The 16,851-nt window shown below is 47.6% G+C and carries 17 protein-coding genes; 8 read left to right on the top strand and 9 right to left on the bottom strand.

Going from position 1 to position 16,851, the window contains the following annotated elements; translation table 11 throughout:
- Window positions 1-25 precede the first annotated feature (25 nt).
- Window positions 26-1,312 carry a phosphopyruvate hydratase gene (gene eno / locus METPAY_RS08895; protein ID WP_048151486.1) on the bottom strand — a complete coding sequence of 429 codons (1,287 nt, stop codon included), beginning with the start codon at window positions 1,310-1,312 and terminating at the stop codon, window positions 26-28.
- Window positions 1,313-1,393: 81 nt separating this feature from the next.
- Here eno and METPAY_RS08890 point away from each other — a divergent pair, with 81 nt between their 5' ends.
- The 5 genes from METPAY_RS08890 to METPAY_RS08870 all read left to right on the top strand — a co-directional run bounded on the left by METPAY_RS08890 (window position 1,394) and on the right by METPAY_RS08870 (window position 7,005).
- The gene (locus METPAY_RS08890; RefSeq protein ID WP_048151484.1) at window positions 1,394-2,755 is read left to right on the top strand and encodes a protoporphyrinogen/coproporphyrinogen oxidase; all 1,362 of its coding nucleotides are present in this window, start codon (window positions 1,394-1,396) and stop codon (window positions 2,753-2,755) included.
- Between the two features lie 60 nt (window positions 2,756-2,815).
- A complete protein-coding gene (locus tag METPAY_RS08885) occupies window positions 2,816-4,222 on the top strand; it encodes an MFS transporter (RefSeq protein WP_048151482.1) in 1,407 nt (468 codons plus the stop codon).
- 40 nt (window positions 4,223-4,262) lie between these two features.
- Window positions 4,263-4,973, top strand: a complete 711-nt coding sequence (locus tag METPAY_RS08880) for a glycosyltransferase (protein WP_048151630.1) — start codon at window positions 4,263-4,265, stop codon at window positions 4,971-4,973.
- A gap of 370 nt (window positions 4,974-5,343) precedes the next feature.
- Window positions 5,344-5,889 carry a ferredoxin domain-containing protein gene (locus METPAY_RS08875; RefSeq protein WP_048151481.1) on the top strand — a complete coding sequence of 182 codons (546 nt, stop codon included), beginning with the start codon at window positions 5,344-5,346 and terminating at the stop codon, window positions 5,887-5,889.
- Window positions 5,890-5,931: 42 nt separating this feature from the next.
- Window positions 5,932-7,005, top strand: a complete 1,074-nt coding sequence (locus tag METPAY_RS08870) for a GHMP family kinase ATP-binding protein (RefSeq protein WP_048151479.1) — start codon at window positions 5,932-5,934, stop codon at window positions 7,003-7,005.
- Window positions 7,006-7,012: 7 nt separating this feature from the next.
- On the opposite strand, the gene METPAY_RS08865 is transcribed toward METPAY_RS08870, so the two are convergent.
- Both METPAY_RS08865 and METPAY_RS08860 read right to left on the bottom strand, forming a co-directional pair.
- The gene (locus METPAY_RS08865; protein WP_048151477.1) at window positions 7,013-7,582 is read right to left on the bottom strand and encodes a pentapeptide repeat-containing protein; all 570 of its coding nucleotides are present in this window, start codon (window positions 7,580-7,582) and stop codon (window positions 7,013-7,015) included.
- Between the two features lie 88 nt (window positions 7,583-7,670).
- Entirely contained in the window at window positions 7,671-8,114 is a 444-nt protein-coding gene (locus tag METPAY_RS08860; RefSeq protein ID WP_048151476.1) for a hypothetical protein, read from the bottom strand.
- A gap of 160 nt (window positions 8,115-8,274) precedes the next feature.
- Between METPAY_RS08860 and METPAY_RS08855 the strand changes: the two genes are divergently transcribed.
- Window positions 8,275-9,012, top strand: coding sequence for a hypothetical protein (locus METPAY_RS08855; protein WP_157199048.1), 738 nt, complete (start codon window positions 8,275-8,277; stop codon window positions 9,010-9,012).
- Window positions 9,013-9,036: 24 nt separating this feature from the next.
- On the opposite strand, the gene METPAY_RS08850 is transcribed toward METPAY_RS08855, so the two are convergent.
- Window positions 9,037-10,788, bottom strand: a complete 1,752-nt coding sequence (locus tag METPAY_RS08850; RefSeq protein ID WP_052418752.1) for a radical SAM protein — start codon at window positions 10,786-10,788, stop codon at window positions 9,037-9,039.
- Between the two features lie 211 nt (window positions 10,789-10,999).
- Here METPAY_RS08850 and METPAY_RS08845 point away from each other — a divergent pair, with 211 nt between their 5' ends.
- On the top strand, window positions 11,000-11,641 hold the full coding sequence (locus METPAY_RS08845) for a class I SAM-dependent methyltransferase (RefSeq protein WP_048151471.1): 642 nt from the start codon (window positions 11,000-11,002) through the stop codon (window positions 11,639-11,641).
- A 228-nt stretch (window positions 11,642-11,869) separates the two neighbouring features.
- Window positions 11,870-12,145 carry a hypothetical protein gene (locus tag METPAY_RS08840; RefSeq protein WP_048151469.1) on the top strand — a complete coding sequence of 92 codons (276 nt, stop codon included), beginning with the start codon at window positions 11,870-11,872 and terminating at the stop codon, window positions 12,143-12,145.
- A 172-nt stretch (window positions 12,146-12,317) separates the two neighbouring features.
- Here METPAY_RS08840 and METPAY_RS08835 read toward each other — a convergent pair whose 3' ends face one another.
- The 5 genes from METPAY_RS08835 to METPAY_RS08815 form a co-directional block, all read right to left on the bottom strand.
- The gene (locus METPAY_RS08835) at window positions 12,318-12,926 is read right to left on the bottom strand and encodes a hypothetical protein (RefSeq protein ID WP_048151467.1); all 609 of its coding nucleotides are present in this window, start codon (window positions 12,924-12,926) and stop codon (window positions 12,318-12,320) included.
- A 2-nt stretch (window positions 12,927-12,928) separates the two neighbouring features.
- Window positions 12,929-13,552 (bottom strand): cyclase family protein, encoded by a 624-nt coding sequence (locus tag METPAY_RS08830; protein WP_048151465.1) that lies wholly within the window; start codon window positions 13,550-13,552, stop codon window positions 12,929-12,931.
- Between the two features lie 44 nt (window positions 13,553-13,596).
- Window positions 13,597-14,709: a SufD family Fe-S cluster assembly protein gene (locus METPAY_RS08825; protein ID WP_048151463.1), complete on the bottom strand. Its 1,113-nt coding sequence runs from the start codon at window positions 14,707-14,709 to the stop codon at window positions 13,597-13,599.
- Entirely contained in the window at window positions 14,697-15,425 is a 729-nt protein-coding gene (locus METPAY_RS08820; protein ID WP_048151461.1) for an ABC transporter ATP-binding protein, read from the bottom strand. The genes METPAY_RS08825 and METPAY_RS08820 overlap by 13 nt, the downstream gene beginning before the upstream one ends.
- A gap of 310 nt (window positions 15,426-15,735) precedes the next feature.
- Window positions 15,736-16,725: a phosphoribulokinase gene (locus tag METPAY_RS08815; RefSeq protein ID WP_048151459.1), complete on the bottom strand. Its 990-nt coding sequence runs from the start codon at window positions 16,723-16,725 to the stop codon at window positions 15,736-15,738.
- Window positions 16,726-16,851 lie beyond the last annotated feature (126 nt).

Genomic DNA, 16,851 nt, shown 5'->3' with positions numbered 1-16,851 from the left:
CACAAAAAATGAAAAAATTGGTATATTACCTGATAAACGCTGAACGTCCGGCATATTTTGCCGAATCGCCCATCTCCTCTTCAATTCTTAAGAGCTGGTTATACTTCTCGACCCTCTCTCCCCTTGCAGGAGCCCCGGTCTTGATCTGGCCTGTACCGAGAGCGACCGAAAGATCCGCAATGAACGAATCGACTGTCTCGCCGCTCCTGTGGGAGACCATGGCAGCCCAGCCGTTCCTTCTTGCAAGCATGACGGCATCGATAGTTTCCGATACAGATCCGATCTGGTTAAGTTTGATAAGTACTGCGTTTGCGACACCCTTTTCGATACCCGTTTTGATCCTGTCCACATTCGTAACGAAAAGATCGTCTCCCACGAGCTGAACCGAATCCCCGATCTCGTCGGTCAGGATCTTCCAGCCGTCCCAGTCGTCTTCCGCGAGTCCGTCCTCGATTGAAACGATCGGGTATTTCGAGCAGAGATTCTTGTAATAGGCGACCATCTCGGCGGGAGTCAGTCTCCTCTTCTCGGATTTAAGTTCATACATTCCGTCTTTAAAGATCTCGCTCGATGCGGGGTCGAGGACAATTCCAATATCTTCGCCGGGCCTGTATCCGGCCTTTTTAATCGCGGCCATAATAAGTCGGAGCGGCTCCTCGTTCGACGGGACCTTCGGTGCAAATCCTCCTTCATCACCGACAGCAGTGCTGTGGCCTTTTTCCTTGAGGATGGATTTCAACGCCTGGTAGACCTCGGCCCCCCAGCGAAGCGCCTCCCTGAACGACGGCGCCCCATAAGGAGCAATCATGAACTCCTGGAGGTCGGCACCCTGCCAGTTTGCATGTGCACCTCCGTTCATGATATTCATGCACGGCACAGGGAGCAGCGGTTCGCAGTCGTCCCTGCCAAGGTATCTCCACAAAGATATTCCTTCGGCGGCAGCAGCAGCCCTTGCATTTGCCATCGAAACGGTGAGTATGGCGTTTGCCCCGAGCTTTCCCTTGTTTGGGGTTCCATCAAGTCCGATCATGGCGTTGTCCACTGCACACTGGTCCTTCGCATCAAGTCCGGCGACCTTTCCGGCGATAGGGCCGTTTACCGCCGAGACTGCTTTAAGCACTCCTTTGCCCCCGAAACGGTTCTTGTCCCCGTCGCGGAGTTCGACAGCTTCGTGCACTCCTGTCGATGCACCGGACGGGCATGCCGCTCTTCCCATCGCACCGCATTTCAAAAACACCTCTGCCTCGACAGTCGGATTCCCACGCGAATCGAGAATTTCCCTGCCTTTTACCGATTCAATTTTCGTATCCATTTATCAAACCTCAGGAATTATCTGTCAATAATTAGGCTCTGCGACTACAAAAAAAATACATATCCTGTTCTGTAGCAGAATATGCATCTGGCAACATTATTAGTCGTACAGGCCGAAATTATATTTGTGACAATCGCTATTCTGGGCGGAGGACTGACCGGAGTTACCCTTGGCCGCCTGCTAAAGGAAAGAGGGGAGGATATTATAATCCTCGAGAGAGACAGGCAGATCGGCGGCCTGTGCAGGTCGAAGACCGAAGACGGCTTCACTTTCGATATAGGCGGATCTCACATTATCTTCAGCAGGGATAATGAAGTCCTCGAATTTATGAGGGATGTCCTGGAAGAGAACAAAGACGAGCGGAACCGCAATACCAAGATATTTTTCAAGGGCAGATATGTCAAATACCCGTTCGAAAACGGCCTTTACCAGCTTCCCCCGGAAGACTGCTTCTTCTGTATAAATGAATTCGTAAGGAACCTTATCGCAGTTGAAAAAGGCGAGATCGAAGAACCTGGAAATTTCAGGGACTGGATCTACTATACATTAGGAAAGGGAATCGCCGAGTCTTACATGGTGCCCTACAACGAGAAGATCTGGAACTACCCGGCAGAGGAGATGTCGATGCACTGGGTGGACGGAAGAATCCCCAGGCCACCTGTCGAGGACATTATCAAATCTGCGATTGGGATCGAGACAGAGGGCTACACGCACCAGGCTGTATTTTCATATCCTGTGACGGGCGGCATCGAGGCCATGGTCCATGCGATAGCAAAGCCGGTAAAAGAGGATATAAGAACCTGTTTTGAAGTGAAATCCATAAAAAAGACCGATAAGGGGTTCATAATAAGCAACGGCACGGAAGATATTGTATGCGAATCCGTCATCTCCACGATACCAGTTCAGGGTCTTGTCAGGTGCCTGGAGAATATACCTGCGGAAGTCACAAAAGCTGTTGAATCTCTTAAATACAACTCCATCGCCTGCGTGGGCATCGGTGTTGAAGGAGAGATGAACGACATCTCGTGGCTGTATATTCCGCAGAAAGAGATCGGGCGGTTCAACAGGATCTCCTTCCCGTCGAACTACTCGACCGAGGTCGCACCTGCGGGCTGTTCGTCCGTTCTTGCCGAAGTTACATTCAACGAGGGTGACGAGGTCTCGAAGATGACAGACGACGAGATTGCCGAACACTGCGTTGACGGACTTATCAATATGGGCATAATATCCTCAAGAGATAAAGTGATCTACACAACTGTCGAAAGATTCGAATATGCCTACGTGGTCTACGATCTTGATTACCTCAGGAATATCAAGATCGTCACCGATTACTTCTCCGGATCGGGAATAGACCTTGTAGGCCGTTTCTCCGAATTCGAATATATCAATATGGACGGCTGCATCAGGCACGTCTTCGACTATATCAAAAATAAGTACGCATGAATAAATACGAATGAAAAATCTTCAAAATACTTTTAATACTGAGATTGAGTACAACTCCTGATGAATACTTCAGAGAGGAAATACCTCCCTCATATTCTTATTCTTGCAGTCGTCGGCCTCGGGGCCTTTATGGACGGTCTTGACGGTGCTATCGTCAATGTAGCTCTTCCGTATATTGCCGGCAACTTCCATGCAGAGATGGGTGTTGCATCACTTGTCGTCACGGTTTACCTGGTTGCACTCAGCGGACTTATGATAATATTCAGCAAAGTCCTCTCAATCGCCGGAATAAAAAAAGTATACATCGCCGGAATTGCCATATTTACCGTTGCATCACTTCTCTGCGCCGCTTCATGGGACATTACATCACTCATCATTTTCCGGCTCATACAGGGAACGGGAGCTGCGATGATCGCTCCTTCGGCGGTTGCGACCGTTGCAGTGCATATGCCCGAATCGGAGAGAGCAAAATCACTTGGAATTATCGCAGCCGCCTCGGCATTGGCATTTGCAATAGGTCCGGTGCTCGGGGGATTACTGACAGAATTCTTCAGCTGGCACTGGATATTCCTCATCAACCTCCCGATAGGGGTCATCACAATAATCACTGCGGCAAGGATTCTCCCGGGAGACATCCCTAATGCACGCAGGAAGAGCGGTTTCGATTATGCAGGAGCCGCGGTCTTCTTTGCAGCAATGGCATTCCTTGTGATACCGCTGAGCTTTGCAGGGGATAAGACTATGAACTGGTCGTCCGTTGGAGCATTTCTGGCCGTCTCGATAATTCTCTTCGCAGTGTTTGTGTTCATAGAAAACAGGGTCAAAGATCCTCTATTAAAAATGCGCATGTTTTCAGACAGGAATTTTTCTTACGCAACGACGGCATATACCCTTTTCATGGCCGCATACGGCGGTCTTCTCCTTCTCCTGCCATTCTACTTTGAAGGAGTGCTTAAACTTTCAGCGGCAGGTGCCGGCATGCTTCTTCTTGTGCCCTCGGTTGTAATAACCATAACCAGCCCTGCAGGCGGTTATTTCGCAGATAAACACGGCGCCATGAAGATCTGTTCGGCATCGTCTGCAATATTCCTGCTTTCGATGGTGATGATATCGCTCTTCGGCATTGAAACGACGTTTCCATATATCCTAATCTCGCTCATCATCATGGGCATAGGGGGAGGGCCGTTCATGAGCTCCGGCAGCAGCCGGATCCTCGAACATGCCGAAGACGAAGACAGGGAGATCGCATCGGGAGTCATGAGTACTGCAATCTATTTTGGGAGTGCCCTTGGTACCGCATTATTCACCGCGATCTTCACCTTCTTCTCCGGAACAGGAGAAGGTGAAAATATACAGCCATCAGCATTTCTGGAGGGATTCGATTCGGCCATGTACTTTGGAATCGTCTGCTGCATCATTGTTCTTGTCCTTTCAATTATGGTAAAAGACAGGAAACAACCCCACTGACAAACCTATATTGCCTTATATCACATACATTTTTGAACAAATGACGCCGAAGATCTCCGTTGTCGTCCCGACATTCAACGAGGAGCAGAATATCGTAAATTGCCTTGAATCTCTTCAAAAGCAGACTATTCCAAGAGACAGCTATGAAATTATAGTTGTCGACGGGAATTCCAAGGACAGAACACGGGAATTCGCCGAACCTCTTGCCGATATAGTGATGATCCAGACAAGCAAAAAAGTAGGAGGAGCAAGGAACGACGGTGCGGCGGTTTCATCGGCGGATATCATCGCGACGACCGACGCAGACTGTGTTCTCCCTGAAGACTGGCTGGAAAAGATCATCAGATCGTTTGAAAAGGATGGAAGGATTGTCCAGCTGTACGGAACGGTGCTCCCTCTCGAGCCTGGGATCAAGTTCAGATTCTACCTCGCTCTTGCAAACATCTTTTCAAGAATCGGCTATTACACGCATACCTTGTATTATACGCTCGGGTGCAATACAGCGTTCACCCGCAGCGCCTATATGCAGACCGGCGGGTACAAGTGCATAGATGCAGGCGATGACCTAGAGATTGCGCAGAGAATGAGGAAGATCGGGAAGGTGAAGCTCAATTCAAAATTGTGGGTGAAATTCTCCATGAGAAGGTACGTCCAGTTCGGAACGTTGAAGTCGTTATATGTCTGGCTCTATATCGTCTTTAAAGGCGGAGATTCGGACAAATATTCCTATGCCCAGAGAGAATACAAATAATTTTTTTCTTTACCTCTGGTTTAATTTTTAAATTTATTTTTATCTAAGATTTTTACAACAATTTTTAAAAAGAACAAAATTTCCAAAGAGGCAACCCTTGCGCAAGTTCGCTTCGCGAACACGCCCTGACCTCAGGGCTTTGCGCCGGCGATAACCCGGCCTTCGGTCACCACTTCCTTTCATGAAATCTCATCATTGAACATTACTATAGTGTAGCGCCCAGGCCGGGTTATCACGATTAAGCAAGTTTCGCAGAAATTTGCGCTTGGGCTGCCCCGATAGGGGCTTATGCCCAAATCAATTACTCAAACGAATTCAATACCCAACCGCATCAATGATTTTATAAGATATAAATCCCAATCTCTGCATGATGTCTATCGAAAAAGAGGGTGTGATGATCGTCGCAAAACTGATGGCAGTCTCAGCCCGGACCGCCCCAAAAGCGAAGGGTTCAGACACCCTGGTGGTCAGGATAGCATCGGATGACGAACTGAACGCGCTTGCCGAATCAATGGTAGAATTCGGAGAAAAGCACGGCTTCGGCTTTTTTATACGTGACGCAGGCAACATAAGGGACTCTGACTGCTGCGTGATTATAGGTGAGAAGGGGGATTCGTCCCTCGGGCTCAACTGCGGAGGATGCGGCTATCCCACGTGCGGTGAAATGCGCAAGGCACAGGAGAAAAACAGAATCGATTCTGCGTTCTCCGGACCGAACTGCGTGGTGAGACAGGCTGACCTCGGTATAGCAGTCGGATCGGCGGTTAAGACCGCATCCCTGAACAATGTCGACAACAGGGTTATGTTTTCGGCAGGCGTTGGAGCACTGAAACTCGGTTGGCTCGGAGATTGCAATGTCGCATACGGCATTCCGCTGTCGGCCTCAGGTAAGAGCATCTTTTTCGACCGTAAGTAATTATGAGAGATATTAGACTGCTCACCCACACGGAGATTATTCATGGCAAAATTAACGATCCGTGGCGGAGACCTGGATCTTGTAGAGTACGAGTTTTCGCCATTCGATATCGGTGAAAACATAGAGACACTCGGAATAAAACCTGAAAAAGAACCGTTTCCTGAAAAAGGCACATTTATCGTAACCGCTCCTGCAAGGATACACTTATCCGTCCTTGACATGAACCGGTTTGCTCCCAACAGGCCGGGAGGAGGCGGGATCGGGTTTGCAATTAAGCTCTATACTAATGCAACCGTCTCATGCACAGACGGGGAAGTGTCCATCGAATACGACAGGGTGCCTGTAATCAGGCATTTTGTAGAGGTTTTCAAAAAAGTCACCGGTTACACCGGGGGATTTGCAATAAAGATCACGGACCACGAAAAGAAGCACGTCGGCCTCGGTTCAACCGGAAGCGTTCTTCTGGCAGTAGGACATGCAATGAATTCAGCTGTCGGATCACCACTTGATTCGGACCAGATTCGCCTTCTTATAGGGAACAACTACGTTGAAGAGACATGCGACGGGCATATTATCCATGGCTTTGAGACGGGAGTAGGGCCGGCAGCTGCAACCTACGGCGGCATGGCTGTCCTCGGGGACGAACTGAATCTTGTATGCCACCATTCATTTGCGGCAGACAAGAATGTCTATATCATCATTCCTCCCACCGAAGCGAAGGCACACGGAGAGGACGAATTCAACGTGCTCATGAACAGGGCGAGGGAGCTTGATTACCGCGACAGGGAACTCAAAGCATACCTGGTGCTGATGGATCTCATCCCTGCACTGATCAGGGACGATCTTAAGACTCTCGGCGAAGTCATAAGCGAGATCGATTTCAGGGGGTCGAAACGTGCCGAAGTGGAGCACAACTCCTTTGAGATCTATCACTATATGAGCAAACTGAGAGGGTCCGGACTTGAATTCGTAGGCATGAGCTCTGTCGGTCCTTCGATTGCCGTAATAACGGAAAAACCGAAAACAGAGATGCGGAAGATAGCAGAAAAACTTGGACTTGAGATCTCGATTGCCACAAAGATCGACAATGAAGGTCTCAGGATAACCAAAAATTAACCATTTTTTATTCGACGATTATATCATATTTTTCCAGGAGACCAAGGACACCAGGATATGAAAATTTAGCTCCTGCAATCCTGTTTTTCTCCGGATCGATTACATAATTCAGGGCTGTCCTGAAATCCGAATCTGAGAGATCACATTGGATAAAACCGGTCCGCAGAAGATCGCAGTTCTTAAACGAAGCTTCTCTCAGATCGCACTCCAGAAAATCCGCCTCAGTCAACCTGCACCCTGAGAACAAAGTCTTCCTGAGATTGTTCCTGTAAAAATTGCAGAAATCCATTACACAGTCCTCAAACGAAACTTCAAAAATAATGTCCCTGCAGCTGCCGAAATCCGTTCCTGTTATTTTACAGTTCTTAAATTCGACCTGCTTCAACCCGGTATCATTAAGCTTAACATTGCCAAGATTACAGTTTTCAAATATACATTCAGTAAAATCCCTGCCCGAAAGATCACATTCCGGAAGATTACAGTCCCTGAAAGTGCATGAATCAAACGAGCTTCCTTTTATCAGTTCCACGGAGCATTCTTTTTCAAATATCGTGTCGGTATATTCTGTATCGGCCATTGAAACCACTGCTTTCAGAAAGATTTCCTTCTCCTGTGCAAATAACTGTCCGTCCGCAAAATCTCAGGAATAATGCCCTGGGGCAATCTCAGGCATAACCGCTGTTGCTCTCCCAGACCAGGGTTCCGTCTTCACCATATACCTTTACAAATATATCCACCCATTCATCCCCCATTCTCGACACGCTGATCACAATCGGATTTTCAGGAGAAACACCCTCAACATCTTCCTCCCGGGAATAATTTCCCCCGTACTGCTTTTCAATATCGTAAGACACGGTATAATCACTGATCGTATCGCTGGTGGGAATAATGCTCAGGACCACACTTTCCTGGTCGACATAAGCGCCTTCATAAAATGCTGCAGGTGTGTTTCCTTCGATAACTTCCGCATCAGTCCCGCTGCCTGTCTTCTCTTCAATAAGTTTCTGTGTACTGAAAACCTGCCCTGAGAAGAGGAATATTGAAAAAATCACCACTAATACTATCGCAATAACAACTCCTGTGGCTACAAGACTGTCAGATGATTTCATATTTGATCATTATATCCTTCATCACGATTAAATGTTAAGATTCTTTTACATCAACGGGGAAAAGTCTTTTCGGGTTTTAAGCAGACAAAATTTTACAGAATAACCATAGATAAACGGGGGAACTCTAATTAATCTTTCAGACAACTCAAAACTGATCTTAGTGCTAGTCCTGATCATAATCATTACCGCAGGGGTAAGCATAGTGTGGATATATTCATGGAATTTCCTTTTTTCCGGCAATTCATTTGAAACTGAAAATAGTTTTTACCTGACAGGAACTGATAACGATCTCGAAGATTGCTGGCACATGATCCGGAACAAAACGGATACAACCGGCTATCCTGCAGTACTCTTCAACTTCCGGCTGCACAGGGCAGCGGACGGAGAGATCAAGTCATTCAGTCTGGACTACTTCATACAAAAGGAAGACAGATGGGATACTTATTCGACATCATACCATGAGAACAAAGATAAGCCCGGCGGAAAGTTTTCGGTCACAGTTTACCGGACGAAACCTGAAGTCCCGGATTACGCGACCAGATATCCTTTAGATCCTGAAGAATTTCTCAGGGGTGTGGACATGATCAACCTGACGTTTCTGGGCTACGAAGACAGTATCCTGTCGGTTTATTCGGACAATATGTACGGGAATCTTGAATATACGTACAGGGCAGATGACGGTATTTACCTCCAGGAGGGAGAACAGCTTCTCCCGCTTAAGAGCATAATCCTCCAGGGAGACTTCCCGGCATTTGCGGTTTATATTTCAGATATGAAATGCTCGGATTACTACGGTAACGTATCCTGCTCGTCTTCGGAAACGTCGGTTGTATTTTCAGATAACAGGCTTGAAGGTGCAGAGGTCATGCTCATGAACGAAACCGGCCCAAACTTTTAAAGTGAGGACAGTCGGCGCCGGGACTTAGATCCCGAGCCGTTCCTTCTCATAATCAAGATCGAACGAGAAGATCTCCGGGTGAAGCCTGTTTGCGATGTCCATAAGAGTAATCAACCAGCTGAAGGTGCTGTCCGAGTCAGGGTATATGAACCTGAATACATTGCCTTTCTCAACCGCGGGGATATCAAATCCGGCTTTCCTCCACTCTTCGGTCGAGAAACCTTCGTCATCTCCCCTTTTACCGCTGACAAACACGAACTCAGGCCTGAACGAGTTAACAACCGCGGGATCGATCTCCATCTCCTTCGATTTATCGTCCAGCCCGAGATCGAGGTTTATAGGGTGGCCTCCTGCGATACGTATCAGATCGATGTCCATCTTATCCACAAAGAGCGGAAGAACCGGTTTTGCCATTATCGAGTATACAGGAGGTTTTTCCGCACCTTCTGCTCTTTCCGATATATTCTCGACAACCGGGTGATATTTTTCGTACATAGCCATGTAACTATCTTCGGCCCCGGCGAGAGAGGCGAAATGGTGAAGGTCGTCGAAAAATCCTTCCGCAGTGGATTTTTTCTTGTGAAGACCCCTGAGATAACCGCTCTCTACCGTGTCGATCCAGACGTCGATTACCTTCGAACTGTCGGTGACACCGAGTACGGCGAGGTGGGTTTCTATTGCATCGAGGGCTTTTATCGACCTGTATCCTCCCATGTGCCTCGGTTCAACAAATCCCTCGGCCCTGATCTCTCCTTTAATTCCTGCACTCCTCCCGCATTCGCATATTCCTCCATCCCTGTAGCTGATCACCTTTGCTCCCATCGGGCCGTTGAACTTCCTCTTTATGACAACCTTTCCGCAGGAGGGACAGTAGGTATTCAGGCGTTCTGTCTCGGGAGTATTGAAGATATACACATAGTCGAGATATTTTCCAAGCGAGGCACAGAGTTCTTCGGATTCGGCAACTGACGGCCTCCAATCCCTCTGGGACTCGTCATGCGGCATGAAGGGCATTATCTGGAGCGGGATCTCCCTTGAAACATCGCCGATCATCTTTGCCGCTCTCAGCACCTCGTCCTCCCTCCCGAGGAGATGCATTATCGAGACCTCGACATGAACATCGTTTTCGTGCAGGAGCCTTATGTTCCTGAATATTGGATCGGGGGAACCCGCCCCGCATTCACGATACCTCTCGGGACTTGATCCCTTAAGGCCGATGTTTACGAAGTCGAGGTGTTTTGCAGCCCCAAGAACGGCTTCTTCCGTCATGTAACCGTTCGTCGAGCACCCTGCTGCCAAGCCGTTCTCCTTTGCGGTCCTGATGAGATCGAGAAAAGTGTAATAGGATACCGAGGGCTCGTTCAGGCAGAAGACGATCCCTGAACATTCCTCTGATTTCGCCGCCTCCACAACTTCCCAGGGAAGGGTTTTTTTCATCATCCTTGCGACCGAATCCGTGTTTTTAATTATCATCTCGGATACACAGCCCGGACACGAAAAGTTGCACCCGATTGTGGATACGAGCATCAGTTTTCCGTTGGGCATGAAGTGGAGAATGGGGATATTTTCTATCGAAACAGGATATGTAGCGAAGAGCATTCCGGGGTATTTTTCCTTCAGGACTCCGTCCGATGCCGTATACATCCTGCATATGCCGGTCGAACCCCCGGCTATCGTGCACCTCTTCTCGCAGATATTACATCTTACCGGATTTCCCTCCGGCGGATTTTCTATCCCCTCTGTCTTTGCTGTTTCGAAAATCTGAGAGTTCTTCATTCTAAACATCATCCTCTTTAACTAACCGCTCGCCGGTGATCTCCCCGGAACGCTGAAAGGCTCCTTTCATGCACATTTAATACAAAAGGAATGAGATCTTAGATATAATGTTTAATTCCTCTAAACTATTAACTAAATGTAAATTGAACCTAATTTACATGAAACAAAACATTCTGCAAATTTTTCCGGCAGACTCCAGGAGGAGGGCGTAATGCCTCAGGGAGAACACAGGTCTGCTGCGGAGAAAGCCGAGTCGATGGCCAGGGTGTCGCGGGGGCTTTTTGCACCTGCATATCCGGCAATTGCCGGGCGGATAAAAGAAGTCTGCGGAACAACCGAAGGGATCTGCATAGATGCAGGTGCCGGTTCGGGAATGCTCGGCATATCTCTTGCAAAGATCACAGATCTTGAAGTCGTACTTATGGACTTGCTGCCTGAAAACAGGAAATACGCCGAGGAGAATATCATCCGGGAAAAACTCGAAAACAGGTGCAGGTTCGTCCAGGGTGATATTACGGATATGCCCTTCGATAACGAATATGCCAACCTGATAATAAGCCGGGGATCTATCTTCTTCTGGGATGACCTGAAGTCCGCATTTACGGAGATCCTGAGGGTCTTAAAACCCGGAGGGAAAACATTCATCGGCGGAGGATTCGGAGATGCCGAAACAAGGGATTACATCTGCGGCGAGATGGCTAAGGAAGATCCCGAATGGGAAAAAGACGACGAAGAAGGAAAGAAAAAAACGGTTGAGAACCGGATACGAATTCTAATGGCACTCGAAGAGGAAGAAATATCATACAGGTGCATCAGCGACGATTCGGGTTTCTGGATCGTTCTGGAGAAATAAAGGAGTCTTCGCTAACTGTGTGTATAAAAGGCAATTTTCACTAGTGTTCAACAGACGGCGAAGCTCAAAATAGAAAGAAGAGAAACAAAAACTCACCGGACTGATTCCGTAAAACAAACAAAATAAATGCCTTAAAACGGACATCGATATAAATAATCCAGGATCAAATCCCAATTAATCGTCTTCCCGTAAATCCGGCGGGAAGAAAATGAGCGGGATGATAAGAAAATGGCAGAGGAAACCGAAGTCGAACAGGGTATCTCTTTAACAGGTACCGGAATGCCCGCAACCTCAGAAGACCTCTTTGAAAAAGATCATCTTTGCACTTTTGCACTACTTTGCACTAAGTTGCACTTTGAAAGTGCAAACCAAATATCCGACATAAACCCTTTTCTCAGAATATCAGGCCCGGATAGGAATTTAAAAATTTTGTTTGCACTAAATTTAAAAAAACACACAGGAAAATATCAAAACAAATACAGAGATCAACTACTGTGTGCCTGAAAATTAGTGCAAACGAAAATCCGGTCATATGCGTTGGGGAATATTAACCGGTTTTACTCCGGCCAGTCCCGGCCGTTATCGATATAATAAGTATTGTTGGGGATGTTCAGACTACAGTGACACTCTTCGCGAGATTCCCCGGTTCATCCACAGTCTCATCGCGGCACTTTAACTATTTCCGCCCATAAGGACACCAGTGACGCAGATTCAGCATATTTGCAAGGGCCGACGTGGCAGGAGCATAAAAGAGCATCTCTTTTTTGTCCTTATATCGATCGCAGATCTCCAGCCCTTCGTCGGAGAACAATCCGTCCCCTGATACGATGATGATATCGGCAGACTCCGGGTCTGATACGATACGATCTTCAAGTCTCTTCCTGAGGGAGGGCATCGTTCCGTTGAGATATACCTTCCTGCCCGCAGTCTCATCTATCAGCTCTTCAAGGCACTTCTCGCCACAGCCTTCCGGGCATGCTCCCGAGATCCTCGGAAAACAGATGAAACTGGACAGGCTGTTTAATATTGCACATGCTGCTGTTCTCTGGACCGGTGAATTCAGTTCCTGCCCGTACATAAACGACACCTTGGTCTTCACATCAAGGGGATAGGAAGTGGCAATAAAGACTCTTTTCCCGCCATATGAAGCTTCAAGACATACACCCTCCAGAAAAGGGCAGATCTCGTTTTCCGAACTTTTTGAAAGTGCCACCACACCGTGATCGCAGCCGCTTCCTGCAAGTTTCTTCTCCATCTCATCAACAGCATCAGATATAATACTCATTCTCAAACCTCCTTAGAACACGGTACAAGTACGGCACGCACAGGTGATCCGTCACAGCCCTCAAGCTTCAGGGGCATTGCATACAGATGGTATCTTCCCGGACTTACATGTGACAGGTCCGCCATCTCGATAATATAAACATCTCTCCCAAGGAGGATGCGGTGAACCGTTCCGTCGCCGTCGAAAGCTTCTATCGAGGGTGCATCGGTTACGACACATGTATACCCGCAGTCCGCCAGGTATTCGGCACATTCGGTGCTTACAGACATATAATGATCCATGCCCGAAGATTCCGGTGAAAAGCCTGTGTTCAGGATCAATATATTCACTCCATCGGTTTTTTCCGGGATATCTCCTCTCATGATAAAGCCCGATGAGTGCCAGGAATCTCTCAGATCGACGACTATCGATTCACCGTTGATATTCCCGAGAGAAATCCGGTCAACACTCTGGCCTCCTTCGATATAATGTAAGGGTGCATCGACATGGGTTCCGCTGTGTGACGACAACTCTATTGATGTCAGCCTGAAGCCGTCCCTGACCAGGGGCTTAAACCTGACCTCCGGGTCGCCCGGGAAGACCGGAGTCTTTTCCGAAAGCGGGATCGTGATATCGATATAATCCATCTGTATGAATGAAATGTGAGATGATGTAATAAAAAAGATGAGGTTCAGAATCCGGATTCGGCCGCATCAATTGCGGCATCGATCTCTTTCTGAAGTGAATCGGGCAGTCCTTTGATCCTGACATCAAGGAATCCCCTGATAATTGTTGCAGTGGCCTCCTCCTCATCGAGACCCCTCGCCATAAGATATTCGATCTCATCGCGTGCGATCTTTCCGACCGCCGCCTCATGCGTAAGTTCGGTGTTCTTAAGCCGCCCCTCCACTTCAGGAATCGAATGTATTACACCGTCTTCAAGGATGAGACCCTTGCACTCTATATGGCCCTTGGTGTTCTCCGAAATTCCTGCAATATGAGATCTTGCAAATACGACGCCTCCCGAGGTGATTACCCTTGAAATAAGTTCGGCGCTCGAACCCTCGCCGTTAAGTAGTGCACGCTGGCCCAGGTCGAGATGAGATCCTTTCGGTGCCAGAACAACGGAGTTGAAACGGGCAACCGAATTTTTACCGGCAAGATCGGCGACAGGATACATCTGGACCTTCCCGACAGGTTTCAGGCTGATGTAATTCGAGAGGAATGTTCCGTTTTCTTCAACTTTTGTCGCACTCCGGGGGAATACGTTTATGTTTTCTCCCCAGGTGTGGATCATTGTATTGCTGACCTGGGCATCCTTCCCGACATATATCTCGGTTATGCCGTAATGTGTCCCCTTCTCCCTGCCGATACTGCTGGTACAGCCGGTAATCAGGTGAAGCTCGGCACCTTCCTCTGCGATAATTATATTGTGGACTGTCTGGATCTCCGCCGACTTCATGAAGAGACAGGACTGGAGGGGAAAGATATTTTTGCTGCCCTTTCTCGCGAGAACTACGAAACCGCGGGGACCCTCTTTTTCTTCCTTTTCCGCTACAAACTTCGTGTACTCGTCTTTATCCCGGTCGACAAGATTCCAGTAATAGTCCTTAAGCCAGTCATATTTTTTAAGGGCGATCTCGATCGGGAGCATCTCGATTCCTTCAACCTTCGATGAAGAGAGATGAATATGCTGATCTCTCTGGATAAAACTACCCGATCTTTTCTGGGCGTCGAACTCGAACCCTGAAAGCTCCATACGTTTTCTGTCTTCTTCAGGTATTTCATCGATTATTTCTGGCATCTGATACACTCCTGGTAGCCTTTCTCCTGTATGACCTTCAGTATCTCTCTCGGGTTTCCGTGGCATTTTATCTCGCCGTCACAGAGCATATGACCGGCATCGGCGTCAAGATAGTCGAGAATATATCCCGTGTGCGTTATGATGAGCCCTGATTTGTACCTGTCAATTATATGGCGATCCTTATCGACGAGCCTTGCGATCGAGTGCCCGATTAGTGCGATATTTTCAAGATCTACCCCGCTTTCAGGTTCGTCGAGCATAACGAAATCCGGCTGCTGGATAAGAAGCTGGAGAACCTCGCTTCTTTTGATCTCTCCTCCTGAAAAGCCTGCGTTGACGTCCCTGTCAAGAAATGACGCCATATTCATCTGAGACGAATATCTCCCGATACTGCCGACATTGCCCCCGGACGTGGCTGACAGAAGTTTACCCAGTTTCAGACCGGAAATCGTGGGGGGACGCTGGAACATCATCCCCATTCCAAATCTCGCTCTTTCATTTAGCGGCAGATCGGTGACGTCTCTTCCTTTGAAGAAGATCTTTCCCGATGTAATCTCATACCCTGAAAAACCCATGATAGATCTTAAGAGCGTGGTCTTTCCCGAGCCGTTGGGACCCATAAGTACATGGGTTTCGCCTTCCCGGATATGCAGATTGATATCGTGCAGAACCTCTTTGCCCTCCACACTGACATGAAGGTCTTCGATCTTTAACATATCTCACACCTGATGTAATGAATTCTTTAAATTATGATCTTCGGCAGATATAGTGATGTCGAATGATCATATACCTGAATATCTTTTCATTTACTTTCACACCATGCACGGTCTCCGGTTAAATAGTGCTTTCTTCAAGTCCATTTATATGACAGAAACGTTTGCTTACCTTGCCGGAAGAGCCTCGATGCACAAGACTATAATTCGCAGGAACCAGTTCTCAAAAAGAACCTGGCTGCGGGATGACCCATCACAAAAAGAGAGATCACCGAAGGAGAATCAGGGAATTATAATCTGCAGATAATATCCGTCAGGATGAGACGCCGCTCCCGTACTTCATGTCCATACGCCTGTTGATTATTCTCCAGGAAAGGATAAGCTCCACCATCTCCGTCGCAGTAACATAACTCCTGTCAGAATATACAGACACAGGCCCGATACCGGTCTGCATCTCAATGCCCTTTTCAAGGAGATTCACTACCTCATGCCTGAATTCTCCGTCCAGGCTTAATGCTCCCATTTTTTTCTTATATTTTTCTATAATGCTGAAATCGAATGAAAAACCTCTTTCAGCCAGGGAATTTATTGCAAACAGATCGAAGTTCAGGTTGATATTCCTGATAGTCCGATCCTGCTTCTTTTGATAAAGGACAACCCTGTAAACCCCTCTTTCGTTCATTATATCCGCATAGCGGCTCTTTGAAATCCCGATAACGGCGTCGGCAAATTTTATCTGGGGATGGACATAGTTTTCATAATCGGCCCTCCGGCTCTCAAGTTCGGCAAGGACTTCCTCTTCCCTGTACCCTCTCAGGTTTACATCCCGTTTTATCTTCCAGTAATACTTTACATCGGTGTCCGGGCTTACATATATGGAGAAATCGATAAGTTCACGAAGTTTCTCGGTAAAAAGAGGGTGAAGACCTTCTATGATTATTATCCTCGACGGAGACAGCCGGACAGGACCTTCGATCTTTCCCGAATCATGATTATACACGGGCTTGTCGATGGATTTTCCTTCTTTCAGCAGGGCTACATGCTCTTCAAGAAGTGAAAAATTGTTGGCCTCAGGAGAAAGCGGGGTTATGCCCGTCCTTTTTCTTTCATCCCGGTCAAGAACATGATAATCGTCAAGCGATATCGTGGTTACCATATCATCCCCAAATATCGATCGGATTGCTCTTGTAAAGGTGGTCTTTCCCGAACCCGAATCTCCTGCAACGCCGATTATAAAAGTGCTATCAGAAGAGTCGACCGCATGCCTGAAATTTTTTAAATTAGTCTCCCGGCTATAATCCATTACTTCTGGTTGTAACTGAAGGATAATATACCATTTACATGACGGCGGGGACGGAAAGCATCATACACGCTAAAAACTCTCAATAAACCTTAAATCTGGTATTGTTGAACAGTTTCCCCCAATACC

The organism is Methanolacinia paynteri (genome assembly GCF_000784355.1).
Lineage (GTDB): Archaea > Halobacteriota > Methanomicrobia > Methanomicrobiales > Methanomicrobiaceae > Methanolacinia > Methanolacinia paynteri.
Note: the sequence above shows the minus strand (reverse complement) of the source record. Positions and strands in the feature narration are given on the sequence as shown.

Coding starts and splice junctions, on each gene's coding strand:
- METPAY_RS08850 (WP_052418752.1), bottom strand. CDS start 10,788: ATGAAGAACTCTCAGATTTTCGAAACAGCAAAGACAGAGGGGATAGAA.
- METPAY_RS08860 (WP_048151476.1), bottom strand. CDS start 8,114: ATGAAATCATCTGACAGTCTTGTAGCCACAGGAGTTGTTATTGCGATA.
- METPAY_RS08820 (WP_048151461.1), bottom strand. CDS start 15,425: ATGTTAAAGATCGAAGACCTTCATGTCAGTGTGGAGGGCAAAGAGGTT.
- METPAY_RS08870 (WP_048151479.1), top strand. CDS start 5,932: ATGGCAAAATTAACGATCCGTGGCGGAGACCTGGATCTTGTAGAGTAC.
- METPAY_RS08880 (WP_048151630.1), top strand. CDS start 4,263: ATGACGCCGAAGATCTCCGTTGTCGTCCCGACATTCAACGAGGAGCAG.
- METPAY_RS08815 (WP_048151459.1), bottom strand. CDS start 16,725: ATGGATTATAGCCGGGAGACTAATTTAAAAAATTTCAGGCATGCGGTC.
- METPAY_RS08830 (WP_048151465.1), bottom strand. CDS start 13,552: ATGGATTATATCGATATCACGATCCCGCTTTCGGAAAAGACTCCGGTC.
- METPAY_RS08890 (WP_048151484.1), top strand. CDS start 1,394: ATGCATCTGGCAACATTATTAGTCGTACAGGCCGAAATTATATTTGTG.
- METPAY_RS08825 (WP_048151463.1), bottom strand. CDS start 14,709: ATGCCAGAAATAATCGATGAAATACCTGAAGAAGACAGAAAACGTATG.
- METPAY_RS08885 (WP_048151482.1), top strand. CDS start 2,816: ATGAATACTTCAGAGAGGAAATACCTCCCTCATATTCTTATTCTTGCA.
- METPAY_RS08835 (WP_048151467.1), bottom strand. CDS start 12,926: ATGAGTATTATATCTGATGCTGTTGATGAGATGGAGAAGAAACTTGCA.
- METPAY_RS08865 (WP_048151477.1), bottom strand. CDS start 7,582: ATGGCCGATACAGAATATACCGACACGATATTTGAAAAAGAATGCTCC.
- eno (WP_048151486.1), bottom strand. CDS start 1,312: ATGGATACGAAAATTGAATCGGTAAAAGGCAGGGAAATTCTCGATTCG.
- METPAY_RS08840 (WP_048151469.1), top strand. CDS start 11,870: ATGGCAGAGGAAACCGAAGTCGAACAGGGTATCTCTTTAACAGGTACC.
- METPAY_RS08845 (WP_048151471.1), top strand. CDS start 11,000: ATGCCTCAGGGAGAACACAGGTCTGCTGCGGAGAAAGCCGAGTCGATG.
- METPAY_RS08875 (WP_048151481.1), top strand. CDS start 5,344: ATGTCTATCGAAAAAGAGGGTGTGATGATCGTCGCAAAACTGATGGCA.